The following is a 16,998-nucleotide window of genomic DNA, read 5'->3' on the forward strand; positions in this document are numbered from 1 at the left end:
GCTAGCGGACGATGTCGACGGTGACGTCCTCCCCGAACCGGGCGCCGAGGTCGCTGAGGAAGAGCGAGGCCGACGCGTGGTGCCCCATGATGTAGCGGCTCACGAAGCGGAAGATCGCGCTGTAGACCTCCCCCTCCTCGGTGATCGTCACGGTGGCCCCGGTGGCGGTGGGTTCGATCTTGTAGATCCAGCGTCCGCCGAAGGGCATGCCCTCCGAGAGGATCGTCGCCACGAGCCGGGTGGGAGGCTCGCTCTCGGTCAATTCCATGGGCAGCGGGCCGGTGGCTCCGAGTTCCACCCAGGCCGGCCTTCCAGCCCGGGCCGGAAGTTCCTCGATGCGCTCGACGGAGGGTCGCCACTCGGGGTGCGCGCGGAAGTCGGCGATCGTCTCGAAGATCTCCTCCGGCGACGCGGCGAACTCCGCCCGGACGGCTGCGACGTGGTTCTGCGGCAGCGAGAGCCCGACGCCGTAGACGACGGCGAACGCGACCGCGATGAGGACGAGCATGCCGATGATGATGCGCTTCATGGGATCGATCCTCTTACGCCGGGTGTGCCGTCGGGTCGCTCGCCGCGGAGGATGGGCAGCGTAAGGCAGGTCGGACCGCCTTCGCACGGGAGACAGAGCGCGTCCGCCGGGAAGAGGGTGACCTCGCAGCCCGCGTCCCGCATGAGCCTCGCCGTGCGCGGGAATCCATCGATGGCGATGCAACGGCGAGGGGCGGTCGCGAGCACGTTCAGGTTCAGTCCGCCGGAGGCCTCGAACTCTTCGTCGTCCGCCTCCAGGCACCGGATGCCGCGTTCCCGCATCAACGCGTGCAGCGCCACGGGAAGGAGTCGGGGATAGACCAGCGCGAGATCCCGGTCGAGAGGGCTGACGAGCGACAGGAGATGGAGACAGGCCGCGCTTCCGTTCCACATCGGGAGATCGAAGGCGTGGAGTTCGACCCCGAGGGAGGCCAGGATCACGCGCAGTTGGTCGATGCCCGCCTGGTTGGTGCGGAAGCCGCGGCCGATGGCGAGGGTGCGGTCGTCGATCCACAGGAGGTCACCGCCCTCCGCCACGCCGGGGGGGGCGATGGCGCCGACCACCGGCACGCCGAGCCGCGCGTAGAGTGCTTCGTGAAGTCCGACCTCCGGACGCCGCAACGGTTTGCCGGGCCGGAGCAGGATCGCGCCGCCGGGGGTCATGAACGAGGGATCGAACGGGAAGATGGCGTCGGCGAGGTCGTCGTCCGCCGCGCCACCGATCCACTCGATTTCGGCCCCGGAGGCCGCGACGCGCGCGCCGAGCGCCTCGAACTGGCCGAGCAGCCGCTCGGGCTCGAGCGGTCCCGCGTAGTGCCAGCGGGCCGGATCGGCCTCCAGCGTCGCCCGGCCCGGGCGCCGCATCGCGACCCGCCGAAGCGGCGCCACCATGCTCGCGACGCCGAAACTCGCGCCTGCGGCGGCCTCGATACTCCGCGATGGAACGCCCATTCCCGACGGCCTGCTCCCTTCCGCGCCTACGGATCGGCAACCCCTGATTCTGGCCCAAGCTACCCCGGCGCCGGTAGCTTCGCTGGCCGCCACCCCCCGACCCGTGACCCGTCGCGAAGGATTCCCGGCCCTTGGACCGCAAGCGATTTCTCGCCGCCCCCACCTTCTCCGAGTACCTGGAGACGGTGGAGAAGAACCGCGAACTGTGGCACGCTCTGTCCCGCCGCGCCGTGGCGGACGAGGCGACGCGGGAGCGCGCCCGCGCCATCCCGGGGAGCTGGCATGTCGTCGCCCTCACGGAGGACTGGTGCGGCGACGCGATCAACACGCTGCCGGTGTTCGATCGGCTGGCCGAGTTGACCCCGAACATCGAACTCCGGGTCCTCCTCCGCGACGAGAACCCCGACCTCATGGACGCCCATCTCACGAACGGGACGAGCCGTTCGATCCCCGTCCTCATCGCCTACGACGCAGACTTCGAGGAGCGCGGCTGGTGGGGTCCGCGGCCGGCACCCATTCAGGCGTGGGTCATGACGGAGGGCATGCAGCTCGACGTGAAGGACCGCTACCGGGGGGAGGTCCGCCGGTATTACGCGCGGGACAAGGGCCGCACGGCGCTCGACGAGTTCCTCACCGTGCTGGAGGCAGCCGCCCTCAGTTGATCCGTTGGCCGGTCTCGGCTCGGGAGCTTCGTACCCGCATGAGCACGAAGACGGGGACCCCGGCCACGAGGAGGAGGAAGCCCCAGAAGACCGTCTCGGGGCCGGCGCCCGCGATCGCCCAGAACGAGAAGCCGAACGCGAGGGTGCTCACGGCCATGCGTCCCACCGGCGCCTTCGTGCCGGGCGAGGCGAGGCGTTCACGCAGGGCGAACAGCAGCCCGGTCGCGCTGGCGAACACGTAGGCGAGCAGCGTCGAGAGCGTCGAGAGCAGGATGAGGAAGGTGAAGGCCTGCACGAGGCCGCGCGAGTAGTTCATCGCGATGAGGATCGTTGCGACGGCTCCGGCGAAGACGAGCCCGAACCACGGGGTGCCGCGCGGCCCGAGGCGCCCGAAGGCCGCCGGGAGCAGGCCGTCGAGCGCCGCGGCCCGCGGTAGCTGTCCTGAGAGCAGCATCCACCCGTTCAGGGCGCCGAAACAGGCGATGGTGGCGCCCGCGCCGATCACGAGTCGACCACCGTCCCCCCAGATCGATCCCGCGGCATCGGCGAACGGAGCCGTGGATACGGCGAGGTCCGCCGGGGCGATGATGCCCATTACGGCGGAGGTGCTCACGATGAAGATGACCGCCGCGATCACGGTCCCGAGGATCGTGGCCCGCGGGATCGTGCGGACCGGATCCCGGACGTCGGCGGCGGGCACGGTCGCGGCCTCGAGTCCCATGAAGGCCCACAGCGTGAGGGTGACCGTCGCCGTGACGGCCGCGACGGGACTGCCTCCGGAGGGGTTGAAGGGGCGGAAGTGGCCGCCCTGGAAGTAGAGGAACCCGATCGTCCCTACGGCGGCCAGAGGCAGCAGCTTGAGCACCGTCGTGACGAGTTGCACCTGCCCCGCGGTCCGGACCCCGCGGACGTTGACGAGCACCAGACCCCACAGGACGACGAGCGCCGCGATCGCTCCCGCGGCGGGCGAGTCACCCAGCCCGGGCCAGAAGACGGTCGCGTAGCTCACGGTCGCCACGGCGAGCGCCGCGTTGGCCGTGAGGAGCGAAATCCAGTAGGCCCACGCGACCCAGAATCCGACGAAATCCCCGAACCCCTCCCGCGCGAAGGCGTAGGGCCCTCCGACTCGCGGGACGAGTGCCCCGAGACGAGCCATCACGAGTGCCAGGCACATGGCGCCCCCGGCGCTCACCAGCCAGCCGACGATGCTGATCCCGCCGTAGGGGGAGAGCGAGGCGGGGAGCAGGAAGACGCCCGAGCCCACCATGCTCCCGACCACGAGGGCCGTGCACATCCACAGCCCGAGCGCGGGTCGCCGCGTCATTCCGCGCTCGGGGCCCGCGTCAGCGGTTCCCGCGGTAGCTCCTCACGGGCGGGAGCCGGGCCCCGGTCCCGCCGGGCGGCTCGGTCTCCGCCACGACCTCGAGCCGCAGGGTGCCGATCCCTTCGATCGAGGCCGAGACCACCTCGCCGGGCTGCAGGAACCGCTGCTCGCCTCGGACCGCGGTGCCCATGCCGACGCCGCCCGAGGTGCCGTTGTTGACCACATCCCCAGGGAACAGGGTCGCGATCGAGGAACCGTACTCGACCAGTTCCCACAGCGTGTGGATCATGTCCCCCGCGGTCGCCTCCTGCATGCGCTCCCCACCGACGTCCAGCGTCTGGCGCAGCCTCTCCATCGGGTCGCCGTAGAACTCCTTCGGGATGATCCACGGACCCATCGGCGCGAACGTGTCGTGACCCTTCCCGACGAACCAGTCGGAGGTCATGGGATTGCCGCCGGGCGGCCGTCCTCCGCGGTCGGAGACATCGATCGTGACCGTGTAGCCGAACACATGGGCCTCGGCGTTCTCGGCGGAGACGTACTTCGCGCTGCGCCCGATCACGGCGCCGAGTTCCACCTCCCAGTCGGTGCGGTCCCGGCCGAAGGGGATCACGATCTGGTCGTCGGCGCCGATCACCGCGCCGCGCGACGGCTTGAGGAAGAGGTAGGGGACGCCGCGGTTCTCACGCCGCTGGCGGCGGGCTTCGAGTCTGTCCTCCTCGGAGCCCGCCTCGTTGACGTGGCTGTAGAAGTTGACCGCCGCATTCAGGATCTTGCCGGGGTACATGATGGGCGGAAGGGTCCGCACGTCCTCGAGATCGTGGACGAAATCGGCTCTGCCACTCCCCGACAGCCGGCTCCGGGCCACGAGGTCGTTCACGATCTCGTACAGGCGGAGCCGAACCCCGTACTCGTAGCGGCCGATGAGGTCGACCATGTCGGCGGGCGGTGGCACCGGCGGATAGTCGGGATTTCGCTCGAGGGCCCCGTTCGCATGCTCGATGTCGACGATGAGGGCGTCGCGCAGCACGAGGGCGACGCGCGGAACGCCGTCGATCTCGAACGTCCCCACCTTGAACGGCTCCGCGATCTCGATCTCCGGCCCCCGCTGGGCCGAGAGCGGAGCGGAGGACACGAGGGCCGCGGCCGCCAGAAGGACGAGGGCCGCTCGAGTCTTGGCCGAAGCGGCCGAAGTGATCTGTCTCATGAGGGTGTCTCCCGCGCTCGTGGCGTCAGTTACCGGGGTCCCGCCTGTACGACCACAAGGGAGGCAGTCGAACGCCGATTTCGCCGGCCGGCGGCGTTCCCGCCACGACCGGGAGCCGGAGCGTGCCGATTCCGTCAATGGTAGCCGTGACGATCTCGCCCGGCTGCAGGAATCGCGCGGTGCCCTCGCCGACGCCGCCCGAGGTGCCGTTGTTGATCACGTCACCCGGGAAGAGGGTCAGGATCGAGGAGGCGTATTCGACCAGTTCCCACAGCGAGTGGATCATGTCTGTCGCCGTCGCCTCCTGCATGCGCTCTTCGCCCACGTCCAGCGTCTGCCGGAGCATCTCCATCGGGTCGCCGTAGAACTCCTTCGGGACGATCCACGGGCCCATCGGTGCAAACGTGTCGTGACCCTTCCCGACCAGCCAGTCCGAAGCCGTGGGGTTGCCGCCCGGCGGCCGCCCGCCCCGGTCGGACACATCGATGGTCACGGTGTACCCGAAGATGTGGGCCTGGGCATCCTCCGCGGCGACGTACTTCGTCGCCCGCCCGATGACCGTGCCGAGTTCCACCTCCCAGTCGGTCTGGTCTCGGCCGTAGGGAACGACGATCCGATCGTCGGCCCCGATCACCACGCCGCGCGACGGCTTGAGGTACAGGTAGGGCACCCCCCGGTTCTCGCGGCGCTGTTGGCGAGCTTCGAGCTTCTCCTCCTCGGTGCCCGTCTCGGCGACGCGGCTGTAGAAGTTGGTCGCCGCGTTCAGGATCTTGCCCGGAAACATGATGGGCGGGAGGATCCGCACGTCCTCGACATCGTGGACGAATTCCGCCCTTTCCGGTCCGGTCAGGCGCTGTCCGGCCACGAGGCCGTTGACGATCTCATACAGGCGGAGCCGAACCCCGTACTCGTAGCGGCCGATGAGGTCGAGCATGTTGGCGGGGGCCGGAACCCGCGGATAGTTGGGATTCCGTTCGAGTTCCAGGTTCGCCGCCGCGATGTCGACGATGTAGTGGTCGCGCAGCACGAGCCCGACGGTCCGGAGGCCCTCGATCTCGAACGTCCCCACCTTGAACGGTTCCGCGATCTGGAGATCCGGCTCGCCCTGGGCGGCGAGGGAAGCTGCGGAAGAGAGGCCCGCGACCAAACACGCTGCGAGCGCCCACCCCATACCCGCTCGTCCGAGCAGTGCAGGCTTCGGTGCTGATCTCAGTGATGTCCTCATGGGACTCTCCTCTCTGTTGGGGTACGGAAGGATCAGGGGACCAGGCCGTCCAGTCCCTGGATGGTGGCCGTCGAAGGACCGCGTTCGGCCTGCAGCCGCCGGGCCGTGGCCTCCGAGGCGCGCATGACCCGGAGCAGGTTGTCGGCGGCCAGCGCGCGAAGCTCGGATTCGGTCCATCCGCGGCGCGAGAGTTCGGCGAACAGGGCCGGGTACGTCGAGACATCCTCGAGTCCGACCGGTCCCCGATCGATGCCGTCGAAGTCTCCGCCGATGGCGACGTGCTCGATCCCGGCCACGGCGCGCACATGCTCGATGTGGGCCACCACGTCGGCCATCGTGGCCCGCGGGCGCCCCTCGGGCGGTCCGGAGTAGTCCGCGACCGCCTGATTCACGAACGACTCCACGAACGTCACCATGACCACGCCGCCGTTCTCGGGCAGGCGCCGCAACACGTCGTCGGGCACGTTGCGCGGATGGTCGGTGACGCCGCGGGCGGAGGAGTGGGAGAAGATGACGGGGGCTTCCGCGACATCGAGTGCGTCGTGCATCGTCTCTGGCGCCACGTGCGAGATGTCGACCAGCATGCCGAGCCAGTTCATCTCCCGCACGACCTCTTCGCCGAAGGCGGTGAGTCCGCCGAACTCCGCAGCTTCACAGCACGAGTCGGCCCAGTCGATGTTGGCGCTGTGCGTGAGCGTCATGTAGCGGACGCCAAGGTGATGGAAGGCGCGCAGCGCGCCGAGCGAGTTCTCGATCGCATGGCCGCCCTCGATGCCGAGCATGGAGGCGACCTTCCCCCGGTGGAACTGGTCCATCACCTCCGCGGCGGTGACCGCGAGGCCGAGGTCCTCGCGGTGATCGGAGATGATCTGGTGCGCGATGTCGATCTGCTCGAGCTGCATGCGCGCGCCGCCGCCCTCCTCCATGACCGAGGCCGGGACGTAGACGGACCAGAACTGGGCCCCGACGCCGCCGACCCGGAGGCGGGCGAGGTCCGTGTGCCCCTGTGTGGGTTTCGAGATGTCGTAGGCCCGCACGTCCATCGGCGGGTTGGCGTTCCGGATCGCCCACGGCAGATCGTTGTGGCCGTCGAACATCGGGACACTCGAGAGGACGCGCTTCGCGATCTCGAGGTGTTCGTCCTGCGCCTGGAGACCCGGCGCCATGAGCGCCAGCGCCGCGAATCCCGAAGCCAGCGCGGGGGAGAGCACTCGCAACAACGTCCGAACGGAAAGCTGCATGATCGTCACGCCTCCAGGTGGAACGATGGACCCCGGCTACCCCTGGATTTTCGCGCCCGAACCCATCCGCCGCCAGCCGTGCGGCTTCCGGCCCTCGTGGGTGCGGAGCCGGGGTCGCGCAAGATATGTTCCGGCATGCTTCTCAACTGTGACATGGGGGAGAGCTACGGGCCCTGGGAAAAGGGGGCCGACGCCGCGGTGATGCCCTTGATCGACTGGGCGAACATCGCATGCGGGGGACACGCCGGGGACCCCGATACGATGGCCCGGACGCTCACGCTGGCCGCCGAGCACGGGGTGAAGGCGGGGGCCCACCCGGGGTATCCCGACCGGCGCAACTTCGGGCGTCTGAAGCTGGACTGGCCGCTGGATTCGCTCGTGCTCGAGGTGCAGGCCCAGATCGGCGCGCTGCAGGCGGTCGCGACCGCCCTGGGGACGCCACTCCATCACGTGAAGCCCCACGGGGCGCTGTATCTCGCCATGATGGCGAATGACGGGTTGCTCAGGAGGCTGGCCGAGGGGGTGGTGGCGGTGGACGGTTCGCTCGCCTTCGTTCTGCAGGCGACGCCGGATCGCGAACGGCACGCGGCGCTGCTCGAGCATACCGGGCTGGAACTGGTGTTCGAAGCGTTCGCGGATCGCGGCTACGCGGCGGACGGGCGTCTGCGGTCGCGCTCGATCGAGGGAGCGGTGCTGACGGACCCCGACGCGGTGGCGGCGCATGTGAAGCGCCTCCTCGAGGGGTTCGTGGAGACGCCCGAGGGGCCGCTCGGGGTGACGGCCGAGACGCTCTGCGTACACGGCGACAATCCCGCGGCCCGGGAGGCCCTGCTCCGGATCCGCGAACTGATCCCGCGCCCGGCGTGATCGCCTTTCCGGGGCCTGCCAGCGCCCTGGTCACGCTGCCGGTCGCGCCCGACCGGGACGGCATCGCCCGCGTACTCAGCCTCGAACGCGTCGCCCGCGAGACGCTCCCCGACCTGCGGGCCACGATCCCGGCCTTCAACCGACTCCTGGTGGAGGGGACGCCGAGCCGCTGGGATCCGGCGGAAGTCGAAGCGCGTCTCGAGGCCGGCGCGCGGATCGCGCTGGAGGCCGAGCCGGAGACGACGCCGGCCGGGGCGGTCACGCTACCGGTTTGCTACGAGCGAGAGTTGGCGCCCGATCTGGAGGAGGTGGCGGCGATCGCGGGGTTGACGCCCGATGAGGTCGCGCGACTGCACTGTGGTTCGACGTACCTCGTGCTCGCGACGGGATTCGCCCCGGGGTTCGCCTACCTCGGGGACCTCGATGCGCGAATCGCCGCGCCCCGACTCGCGTCTCCCCGGGCGCGGGTGCCGCAGGGGGCAGTGGGGATCGCGGACCGGCGCACCGGCGTGTACCCGGCGGAGGGGCCGGGTGGGTGGCGCCTCGTCGGTCGCGTCCCGGCGGCCCTGTTCGCGGACGCGGCCGAGCGGATCGCGCGCTTCGCGCCCGGCGGCTCGGTCGAGTTCCGCCGCATCGGACGGAAGGACTACGAGGCGGAGTGCGAGTGAGTTCACCGGGCGGGGACGCGGGGCCCCACGGGGTGCTGGATCGGCCCGGGCCGTACTGCTCGGTCCAGGACCTGGGGAGGCGGAGCGGCCGCCGCGCCGGTCTCGCGCCGGGGGGCGCGATGGACCAGCGCGCGTACCTGTGGGCCAATCGGCTGCTCGGCAATGAACCGGGGGCGGCCGCGCTCGAGGTCACCCTGGGGGGTCTCGACCTCCGCTTTGTCGTCGAGACCATCGTGGCGCTGACGGGGGCCGATTGCGCCGCCTCGCTCGACGGCGTCGAGACGGGCGGCTGGCGGACCCTCCTGGCCCGACCGGGCCAGGTGCTGCGGCTCCGGTACAGCGCGACCGGCATGCGCGCCTACCTCGCGTTCCCCGGCGGGCTGGAGGTCGACCGGGCGTTCGGCTCTGCATCCGCCGTGGCCCGCGACGGGTTGCCCGGGCGGCTCGGCCGGCCGCTCCGGGCGGGCGAAGCGCTCCGCTGGGGCGCCCCCGCCCGGTCCTGCCCGATCCGCCGCGTCCCGCCCGCGCTCGTGCCGCCACCCCGCGCCGCGCTGGCCCTCCCGCTCGTCGTCGCCTACGAGTGGCCGGAATTCTCGCCAGCCGATCGCGACCGCGTGTTCGCCGCGGAGTGGACCGTCGACCCGGCAAGCAATCGCACCGCGGTCCGGCTGGCCGGCCCCGCCCTGGCTTCCGGCCCGCGCGTCCTCGACTCCGCGCCCCTCGTCGACGGCACCGTCCAGGTTACCGGCGACGGCCGGCCGCTCATCTTCATGCGGGACCGGCCGACGATCGGCGGCTACGCGAAGCTCGGTGCCCTGGACCCGATCGCGCTCGATGCCCTCGCCCAGGCCCGGCCCGGCACGATCGTCCGCTTCGTCCGGGCGGAACCGGAGCCGCTGCGGCGTGCCCTGGTGCGTCGCGAGTCCTTCTTCGGGATCGGAGATCACTGACACCGCGCGCCTCGGGCTTGCCGCGGCACGTTCCCTTTCTCAGCCTCCGGGGAGTCCGACCGTGATAGCCCGACCGTGGATTCTCCGGCATGCGAGGCGGACATCGGCACGGTCGCGCCGGGCCGCTGGGCGGACCTCGTCGCGGTCGACGGCGACCCCCTCCAGGACATCACCGAACTTCACCGGGTGACGTTCGTGATGAAGGGGGGTGAGGTGGTCGTGGACAGGGCTTCCCGGCTCGCCTCGTGACCCACTTTTTGGGGGATCGCGCCGGTCGGGGTTGAATCCGAGAGCCTGATTTTTTTATATTACGAATTCACAGGTAGTTCGGGGTGGGGTGGACAGCGGGGTGGAGGCGGTGGTGAGAATCGGTTCGGCGTTGTCGCGCTACGGCGGGCGATCCCTTCGAAATTTGCATCTTTCATTTGCGGTGGCGGCCATCTGCCTTGCGGCGGCAGTCCCCGCGCACCTCCCGGGCCAGAGTCTGCGCGGGTCCACGAGTTCGCTGGACAGACAGAACCGCGCCGCCCGCGAGCACGACTTCACGTTCATCGCCTCGCCGGCGCAGGTTCGGCGGTTCGTCGACGGCGGCTATCTCGTGCGCGTGCCCGAATCGCGGGATTATCGGCTCCACAACATCTCGTTCCCCTACGCGCGCCCCGAGGTCAAGCTCTTCATCTCGCGCCTCGCGCCGCAGTACAGGCGGGCCTGCGGCGAGCAACTCGTCGTCACGAGCCTGACGCGGCCCAGGAACCGTCAGCCGCGGAACGCCTCGCCCCGCTCCGTTCATCCGACGGGGATGGCTCTGGACCTCCGCCGGCCGGACTCCAGGTGCCGCGCGTGGCTGGAGCGCGTCCTGCTGCAGCTGGAGGGTACCGGCGTTCTGGAGGCATCACTCGAACGTTGGCCGCCGCACTACCACGTGGCGCTCTTCCCGCGCCAGTATGCCGCGTACGTCGAGCGCATCTCGCTCGGCAGCGCGGGACAGTACAGGGTTCGGCCGGGCGACTCGCTGTGGGAAATCGCCCGCAGGCACGACACGACCGTGACCCGCCTCCGCTCCGCGAACAACCTCGACGGCAGCCGGATCTATCCGGGACAGGTCCTCACCGTCCCGAACTGAGCCGCTGGCCGAGTCGGACTGCTAGCCTCCGGCGCTGCGGCGCGGGGGGCGGCATTGCGGCCACTGGCCGGGTCCGCCGCGTGGGCCGGCCGGCAATACGCGCATGTCGCGCGGCACCCGCTCGGGATCCTCTGACGCCTGGTAGACGAGCATCGCCGCGAGCGTCGCGTTATTCCGCAGGTCGTCGAACACGACCTTGTCGAACGTGTCCCGGTTCGTGTGCCAGGTGTACTGCCGGTAGTCGGGGTAGTTCGACTGCAGCCGGAACCCGGGGGCGGGCTTGCAGATGAAGGACATATGGTCGCTGCCGCCCGTCTCCGGCACGCCGGGGATGTCGAGTTCGATGTGCCCCGTTATCTCGACCGGGATGTTCGAGAACCAGCGACCGAAGTGGGCCCCGGCGCCGGTGAAGCCCTGCATGCGGATGTAGTCGATCCGCCACGTGCCGTTGTCCTGATTGAACGCGGCCTGAAGGCCGTCCACGGCCTCCGGGTTGTCCGCCGCGAACGCGGTCGAGCCGATGAGGCCCTGCTCCTCGCCGCCCCAGTGTCCGACGAGGATGGTCCGCCGCGGGTTCGGGTAGGCGGCCTTCAGAAGGCGCATCGCCTCCAGCATCATGATCGTGCCGGTGCCGTTGTCCGTGGCGCCCGAGGCGCCGTCCCATGAGTCGAGGTGCGCGCTGAGCAGGACGTACTCGTCCGGAAGTTCGACGCCGGGGATCCGACCCACGACGTTGGAGGCCGGGACGTCGCCGAGGAACTCCGCGCGCGCGTCGATCCGCACCCGCGGCGACTGGCCGCGTTCGGCGAGCCGAGCCAGCAGCCCGTAGTCCTCGCAGCTCAGGTGCAGGCCGGGCACCGTGCGGGTCGGCGAGCTGAAGATCTTGTCCACCCCCCACCCCTGCGACCAGCGTCCGGTCAGCAGCGCCACCGCCCCGGCGTCGGCGATCCGCTGGGCGAAGTCGTCTCCTGCGTTGCGCATACCGGAGAACCACGCCCCCCGCGCCTCGTCCCGGCTGGCGCGCATTCTCTCGACCGTCTCGGGCGTCGCGTGGTCCTCCCACGACTGGTCCTCCCTGCAGGTCGGCTCGGGGAACGATATCGCGACCGCCTTGCCGGCCACCGACGGCAGCCAGGCGTCGAACTCCTCACGCGATCCCACCTGGGGGAGCAGCACGACATCGGCCTCCACCGGACCGTCCGTTCCGGGGCTCCAGGCGAGCATCATCCCCTCGAGCGAGCGGACCCGCGGCGCAATGAGGTCGATGTGGCTGTAGCCCCGCTCCCACCCGGTCCACGTCCCGTACTCCTGCTTCTCCGCCTCGATCCCCCATTCCGCGTACCGCGCCAGCAGCCAGTCGCCCGCCGCGTCGAAAGCCGGGGATCCCATCAGCCGCGGGCCGATCGAGTCCATCAGCGCCTGCGAGAGGTCGAACGCCTGCGATCCGTCCCCCATCCCCTCCTCCCACATGAGACGGATCACGGGGTCGTCGGTGGGGAAGGTCTGGGCGGCCGAATCTCGCGCACCCGCCACGCCGGAGAGCGCCGCGAGCGCGAGGACGGTGAGGCGCGCGGAGGAAGGAATCCGCTTCATCATGCTCGATCCTTTGTAGGTTGTTTCCCGAGGGGCTAGACTGCTGCGGGCGCCAGCCCCGGGCGTGGAACTTGCGTGCCCCGGCTGCGTGCGGCCACGGCCCCGCCGCGCGGCCGGATTGCCATGCCGTGCGGCCGGATTGTCACGACAAGTCGAGAAACCGACCATCAGCCTCAAGGCACGGGCGGGCCTGCCGATGCTGGCCCTGATCCCAATGATCTTCGCCGGCGTCGGCGCGGCGCACGCGCAGGAGCCGGAAACCGTCCGCCTGTCGGGGTACGTGCGGTCGGCGGCGAACGACGAGGTGCTCCGTACCGCCCGGCTCGAGATTGTGGAGCCCGGACTCTCCATCGCGACCAACCGGTTCCGGTACTACTCCATCGAACTCGCGCCCGGCGGCTACACGATCCGCGTGTCGAGACTCGGATACGAGACCGTCACCCGCGACGTGAATCTCGAGGCGACGACCTCGGCGGATTTTGCGCTTCCCCCGCGGCCGGTTTCCGTGGCCGAACTCACCGTGGAGACGGAGCACGAACCCCCGGACGTCGACCCCGGGACGGTCGAGATGAGCGTGATCCAATTCGACACCCCGGCCCTCTCGCGACTCCCCGTCGTGCTGGGTGAGGCCGATCCCGTGCGCACGCTGACGCTCTATCCCGGGATCACGACGACGAACGACGCGACCACGGCCATCAACGTGCGCGGGGGCGCGGGCGACGAGAACCTGATCCTCCTCGATGACTCCGAGGTGTTCAACCCGGCCCACGCGATCGGACTCTTCTCGACCTTCAACAGCGACGCGGTGGACGACGTCACGCTGTACAAGGCCGGCATCCCCGCGCGGTACGGCGGACGGCTCTCTTCCGTGCTCGAGATCCACCAGCGCGAGGGGAACTCGCGCGAGTTCGAGGGCTCCGCCACCCTCGGCCTCCTCTCGAGTCGGCTGAACCTCGAGGGGCCGCTGTTCGACGGCAACGGTTCGTGGCTCGTCGCGGGGCGCCGGACCTACGCGGACCTCTTCCTCGGCCTGGCCAGCGACCCGGAGGTGAGGGAGAGCACCGCCTACTTCTACGATCTCAACGCCAAGGCCAACGCCCGCTACGGAGCCACCGGCCAGGTCATGGTGTCCGGATACTTCGGTCGCGACCGCCTCAAGGTCGGCAGCGTGGCCTCGGTGGGGTGGGGGAACGCGGCCGGCACGATGCGCTGGAATCACGGCTTCGGTCCCATCTTCTCGCACGTGACGCTGGCCTTCAGCGACTACGACTACCACATCCAGAGCGGCTTCAACGCGCGCGCCGTGTCGCTGGACTCCCGGGTCCGCCACCTGAGTCTGAGCGTCGACGAATCCTGGACGCTGGGGGCTCGCGACCAGTTGCAGTTCGGCGCGGGCATCGGGCGCTACGATCAACGCACAGGCGCTCGCCTTCCGGCAGAGAGAGGACTCACGTCTCGTGACGGAGGCGGTGGAGACCTCCGTGTTCGGGATCGTGCCGAGCATCAGCAACCGGCGGCGCTTCTGATGGCCGGGAGGAGGGCAGTCCGTCTCGCGGCGTTGTCCGGCTGCCTCTTCGCCGCGGCCTGCGAGCGGATCGTGGAGGTCGAGATCCCCGCGCCCCCGGAGCCGAGGCTGGTCGTGGAGGGGCGGATCGCACTCGTGAAGGGAGCGCCCGGCGGGACGCAGAGGGTCCGGCTCACGACCACCGACGCCTTCTTCAGCAACCGCCCCGCGCCCCCCGCCGTGGGGGCCGGGGTCACGGTGACCGACGGGGCCGGCGGCGTCTACCCGTTCACGGAGACGGAGCCGGGCCACTACGTGACGAACGACCTCCACGCGCGGATCGGGGAGACGTATGCGCTCTCCATCGACTATGAGGGAGATCGGTACGCCGCTTCGGCGTCGCTGACGCCGGTGGCCCCGATCGATTCTCTCTATTTCATCTTCGAGGAGGAGACGCTCGTCAACGACACGGCGGGCTACCGGGCCGCGATCGACTATACGGACCCCCCGGGCGGCCCGGACTTCTATCTGTGGGAGCAGTTCGTCGACGGAGTGAACGAGCCGCCGCCCAGTTCGGGCAATCAGTTCAATCTGGTGAGCAGGGACGACCTGTACGACGGCCGCCCCGTCATCGGCTTCGAACCCAACAACGAGGTCGTGATCGAGCCCGGGGCGCACGTCATGATCCGCCAGGCCTCGCTCTCCCGGCGGGGCTACGACGACTACTACGCGCTCTTCGAGCAGAACGCGCTCGGAACGGGGAACTCGTTTTCCATCCCGCCCGCCACCATACGGGGGAACGTCGCGAACACCACGCGCCCGGAGCGGTACCCGTTCGGGTTCTTCGGGGCGGCCGAGGTGAGCGTGGCCGACGGGATCGGGCCCGCACGGTAGCGTGTTCGACGATCCCGGCACGCTGAAGACCGCCGGGGCGACGCTCGCCCTCGCGATCCTGTGGCTGGTCGAGGGTGCCCTCCCGATGTTCGAGGGCCGGAGCGCGCGGGCGCGGCACGGAGCGCGAAACCTCGCTTTCGGCGTGGGGAACGCGGCGGTCACGGCGCTCATCTTCGCCGCCGCGACGCTCTTCGTCACGGAGGGGGCGAGGGCACGCGGCTTCGGCCTCCTCCACCTGCTCGAACTTCCGGGCTGGGCCCGGATCGCGGTAGCGGTCGTCGCGTTCGATGCGTGGCAGTACCTGTGGCACCGCCTCAACCACCGCATCCCCTTCCTGTGGCGCTTCCACCAGGTCCACCACTCCGACGCGGAACTGGACGCCACCTCGGGGCTCCGCTTCCATACGGGCGAGATCGTCCTCTCCTCGATCGCCCGCCTGGCGGTGCTCCCGCTCCTGGGGCTGACGGTGGCGGAGGTGCTGGTCTACGAGACGATCCTCCTGCCCATCATCCTCTTCCACCACAGCAACCTGCGGGTGCCCGGCGCGGTGGACCGGCGGCTGCGCTGGCTCATCGTCACGCCGTGGATGCACTGGGTGCATCACTCGGACTACCAGCCGGAGACGGACTCGAACTACTCGAGCATCTTCTCGTTCTGGGACCGGGCGTTCGGGAGCTTCCGCCTCCGGGCGGAACCGCGCGACATTCGGCTCGGCCTCGAGAACCTGGATCGCTCGGAGTGGGGGACGCTGCGCGGGATGCTCGCCATGCCGTTCCGGCGTCGGCGTGGACGCGAATCCCGTCGGCAGAGTCCGACGCGCTGACGGGGAGGGCGGCGTGAAGCGTGGCGGCGCGAGGAGAAGCGGCTGGTTCGCCGGCCTCATCTGTCTGGCGGGGCTCGCGGGCTGCGGGAGTGAGGCGTCGCCGTCGGGCCCCGACGAACCCCGGGGCGGACCCGATCCGGTACCGCCGCCCGTCGACATCTCGAGCGCATGGGCAACCTCGACGGCTGCGGCCCAGGGGTTCGATCCGGACCTGCTCGAGGCCGCCTTCGCCGGCGCGCACGAAGCCGTACCGAATCTCCGGGCTCTCGTCGTCGCACGAAACGGACGGTTGGTTCGCGAAGCGTACTTCGGCGGCATGCACCGGGATTCGGCGTTCGACATGAGGTCGGTGACGAAGACCGTGACCGCGCTTCTCGTCGGCATCGCCTCCGATCGGGGATCGCTGAATCCGGATCAGCGGATGACCGACTGGCTGCAGCATCCCTCGCTGAGGGCCGAACATGACGCCATCCGTGTGCGTGATCTTCTGACGATGACGAGCGGCATCGAGTGGTCGGACGAAGCACATTTCGGCCCTTGGGCGCGCTCCGGCCGACCCGTCGGCTATGTGCTCGACCTGCCCGTCATCGCCGCTCCCGGCCAGCGGTTCATGTACAACACGGGCGGATCGCACCTGCTGACCGTCATCGTCGACCATGCGGTCGACGGAAGCGCGCTGGAGTTCGCCGAGAGCGAGCTGTTTGGCCCGCTCGGGATCTCGAACCGCCGCTGGCCGGTCATGCAGGACAGTGTGATCGTGGGCGGCGCCGCCCTCGCGCTCCGGTCGCGCGACGCCGCAAAGATCGGACAGCTTCTGCTTCAGGGCGGCCTTTCCGGCTCGCAGCAGATCGTCTCCGCGGCGTGGGTGGAAGCGCAGACGTCTCGTGTCGTCACTCTGGGGGACCTCGGCGCCGTGCTCCGGGACGCCGGTTACGGCTACCAGACCTGGAGCGACCGGGCAGGGGGTGGCGATGAGTCGTACGCGTTCGTCATGTGGGGCTACGGCGGCCAGTTCGTCTGGGTCGTGCCGGACCGCCAACTCGTCGTAGTCACCGCGGCGCACTGGCGGGGCGTGCGCGACTACGCCTTCGCTCAGGCCGGCCCGGTGGCCGACCTCGTCGTCCGCTCGGTCATGGCTTCAGCCCGTCCGATCGCTCGATAGCGTGGAGGCGCCCGTGCCGCGGCGCTGCCGATGAGCCCGTAGCCAAGCCACCACGGGAGCCGCGTTCCGTATGCCTCAGGCGGGCCGGGCAACAAATAGGATGTGCGATATTGATGCGTCGGAGCCCGTTGTGCCTCCGCGCATCAAGGAGCCGTCTGCGGATTGCTTCAGATCCAGCTCGGCGAGGGTCGATGAAGCGGACTCTGGCATCTTCGCGTCCAATCCCGACCCTTGCGCGTCCAACTATCCGGCGCCGACTCCCTGGTCTGTGACCGG

Annotated in this window: 15 protein-coding genes and 1 pseudogene; 9 read left to right on the plus strand and 7 right to left on the minus strand. The window is 70.0% G+C overall.

Annotation, left to right across the window (positions count from 1 at the left end; genetic code table 11):
- Nucleotide 1 precedes the first annotated feature (1 nt).
- Nucleotides 2-529 carry an SRPBCC family protein gene (locus ACPXY0_RS18165; protein ID WP_423927016.1) on the minus strand — a complete coding sequence of 176 codons (528 nt, stop codon included), beginning with the start codon at nucleotides 527-529 and terminating at the stop codon, nucleotides 2-4.
- Nucleotides 526-1,479 carry a dimethylarginine dimethylaminohydrolase family protein gene (locus ACPXY0_RS18170; protein ID WP_423927018.1) on the minus strand — a complete coding sequence of 318 codons (954 nt, stop codon included), beginning with the start codon at nucleotides 1,477-1,479 and terminating at the stop codon, nucleotides 526-528. The genes ACPXY0_RS18165 and ACPXY0_RS18170 overlap by 4 nt, the downstream gene beginning before the upstream one ends.
- Before the next feature lie 131 nt (nucleotides 1,480-1,610).
- Between ACPXY0_RS18170 and ACPXY0_RS18175 the strand changes: the two genes are divergently transcribed.
- A complete protein-coding gene (locus tag ACPXY0_RS18175; RefSeq protein ID WP_423927020.1) occupies nucleotides 1,611-2,141 on the plus strand; it encodes a thioredoxin family protein in 531 nt (176 codons plus the stop codon).
- Here the strand turns inward: ACPXY0_RS18175 and ACPXY0_RS18180 are convergent.
- The 4 genes from ACPXY0_RS18180 to ACPXY0_RS18195 form a co-directional block, all read right to left on the minus strand.
- Nucleotides 2,134-3,465 (minus strand): amino acid permease, encoded by a 1,332-nt coding sequence (locus ACPXY0_RS18180; RefSeq protein ID WP_423927022.1) that lies wholly within the window; start codon nucleotides 3,463-3,465, stop codon nucleotides 2,134-2,136. The genes ACPXY0_RS18175 and ACPXY0_RS18180 overlap by 8 nt on opposite strands.
- Nucleotides 3,466-3,484: 19 nt before the next feature.
- Complete coding sequence (locus ACPXY0_RS18185) at nucleotides 3,485-4,672, minus strand: fumarylacetoacetate hydrolase family protein (protein WP_423927024.1); 1,188 nt, start codon at nucleotides 4,670-4,672, stop codon at nucleotides 3,485-3,487.
- A 25-nt stretch (nucleotides 4,673-4,697) separates the two neighbouring features.
- Entirely contained in the window at nucleotides 4,698-5,843 is a 1,146-nt protein-coding gene (locus tag ACPXY0_RS18190) for a fumarylacetoacetate hydrolase family protein (protein WP_423927026.1), read from the minus strand.
- Between the two features lie 86 nt (nucleotides 5,844-5,929).
- A complete protein-coding gene (locus ACPXY0_RS18195; RefSeq protein WP_423927028.1) occupies nucleotides 5,930-7,138 on the minus strand; it encodes a dipeptidase in 1,209 nt (402 codons plus the stop codon).
- Between the two features lie 135 nt (nucleotides 7,139-7,273).
- On the opposite strand from ACPXY0_RS18195, the gene ACPXY0_RS18200 reads away from it, so the two are divergent.
- The 5 genes and pseudogenes from ACPXY0_RS18200 (at nucleotide 7,274) to ACPXY0_RS18220 (ending at nucleotide 10,746) form a co-directional block, all read left to right on the plus strand.
- Nucleotides 7,274-8,005, plus strand: coding sequence for a 5-oxoprolinase subunit PxpA (locus tag ACPXY0_RS18200; RefSeq protein WP_423927030.1), 732 nt, complete (start codon nucleotides 7,274-7,276; stop codon nucleotides 8,003-8,005).
- Complete coding sequence (locus ACPXY0_RS18205) at nucleotides 8,002-8,673, plus strand: 5-oxoprolinase subunit B family protein (protein ID WP_423927032.1); 672 nt, start codon at nucleotides 8,002-8,004, stop codon at nucleotides 8,671-8,673. Before ACPXY0_RS18200 ends, ACPXY0_RS18205 begins: the two co-directional genes overlap by 4 nt.
- The gene (locus tag ACPXY0_RS18210; protein WP_423927034.1) at nucleotides 8,670-9,623 is read left to right on the plus strand and encodes a biotin-dependent carboxyltransferase family protein; all 954 of its coding nucleotides are present in this window, start codon (nucleotides 8,670-8,672) and stop codon (nucleotides 9,621-9,623) included. The genes ACPXY0_RS18205 and ACPXY0_RS18210 overlap by 4 nt, the downstream gene beginning before the upstream one ends.
- Nucleotides 9,624-9,719: 96 nt before the next feature.
- Nucleotides 9,720-9,872: pseudogene (locus ACPXY0_RS18215) on the plus strand (amidohydrolase family protein); the annotation flags it as partial.
- A gap of 112 nt (nucleotides 9,873-9,984) precedes the next feature.
- Nucleotides 9,985-10,746 (plus strand): DUF5715 family protein, encoded by a 762-nt coding sequence (locus ACPXY0_RS18220; protein WP_423927036.1) that lies wholly within the window; start codon nucleotides 9,985-9,987, stop codon nucleotides 10,744-10,746.
- A gap of 21 nt (nucleotides 10,747-10,767) precedes the next feature.
- On the opposite strand, the gene ACPXY0_RS18225 is transcribed toward ACPXY0_RS18220, so the two are convergent.
- Nucleotides 10,768-12,339 carry a M20/M25/M40 family metallo-hydrolase gene (locus ACPXY0_RS18225; RefSeq protein ID WP_423927038.1) on the minus strand — a complete coding sequence of 524 codons (1,572 nt, stop codon included), beginning with the start codon at nucleotides 12,337-12,339 and terminating at the stop codon, nucleotides 10,768-10,770.
- 196 nt (nucleotides 12,340-12,535) lie between these two features.
- On the opposite strand from ACPXY0_RS18225, the gene ACPXY0_RS18230 reads away from it, so the two are divergent.
- Genes ACPXY0_RS18230 through ACPXY0_RS18240 form a run of 3 tightly spaced genes read left to right on the plus strand, consistent with a single transcriptional unit; the run spans nucleotide 12,536 to nucleotide 16,722 of the window.
- A complete protein-coding gene (locus ACPXY0_RS18230) occupies nucleotides 12,536-14,737 on the plus strand; it encodes a DUF4249 family protein (protein ID WP_423927040.1) in 2,202 nt (733 codons plus the stop codon).
- Nucleotide 14,738: 1 nt separating this feature from the next.
- Nucleotides 14,739-15,560, plus strand: coding sequence for a sterol desaturase family protein (locus ACPXY0_RS18235; RefSeq protein ID WP_423927042.1), 822 nt, complete (start codon nucleotides 14,739-14,741; stop codon nucleotides 15,558-15,560).
- Nucleotides 15,561-15,573: 13 nt separating this feature from the next.
- Nucleotides 15,574-16,722 carry a serine hydrolase domain-containing protein gene (locus ACPXY0_RS18240; protein WP_423927044.1) on the plus strand — a complete coding sequence of 383 codons (1,149 nt, stop codon included), beginning with the start codon at nucleotides 15,574-15,576 and terminating at the stop codon, nucleotides 16,720-16,722.
- Nucleotides 16,723-16,998 lie beyond the last annotated feature (276 nt).

This window comes from Candidatus Palauibacter sp., from assembly GCF_965237495.1.
GTDB lineage: Bacteria > Gemmatimonadota > Gemmatimonadetes > Palauibacterales > Palauibacteraceae > Palauibacter.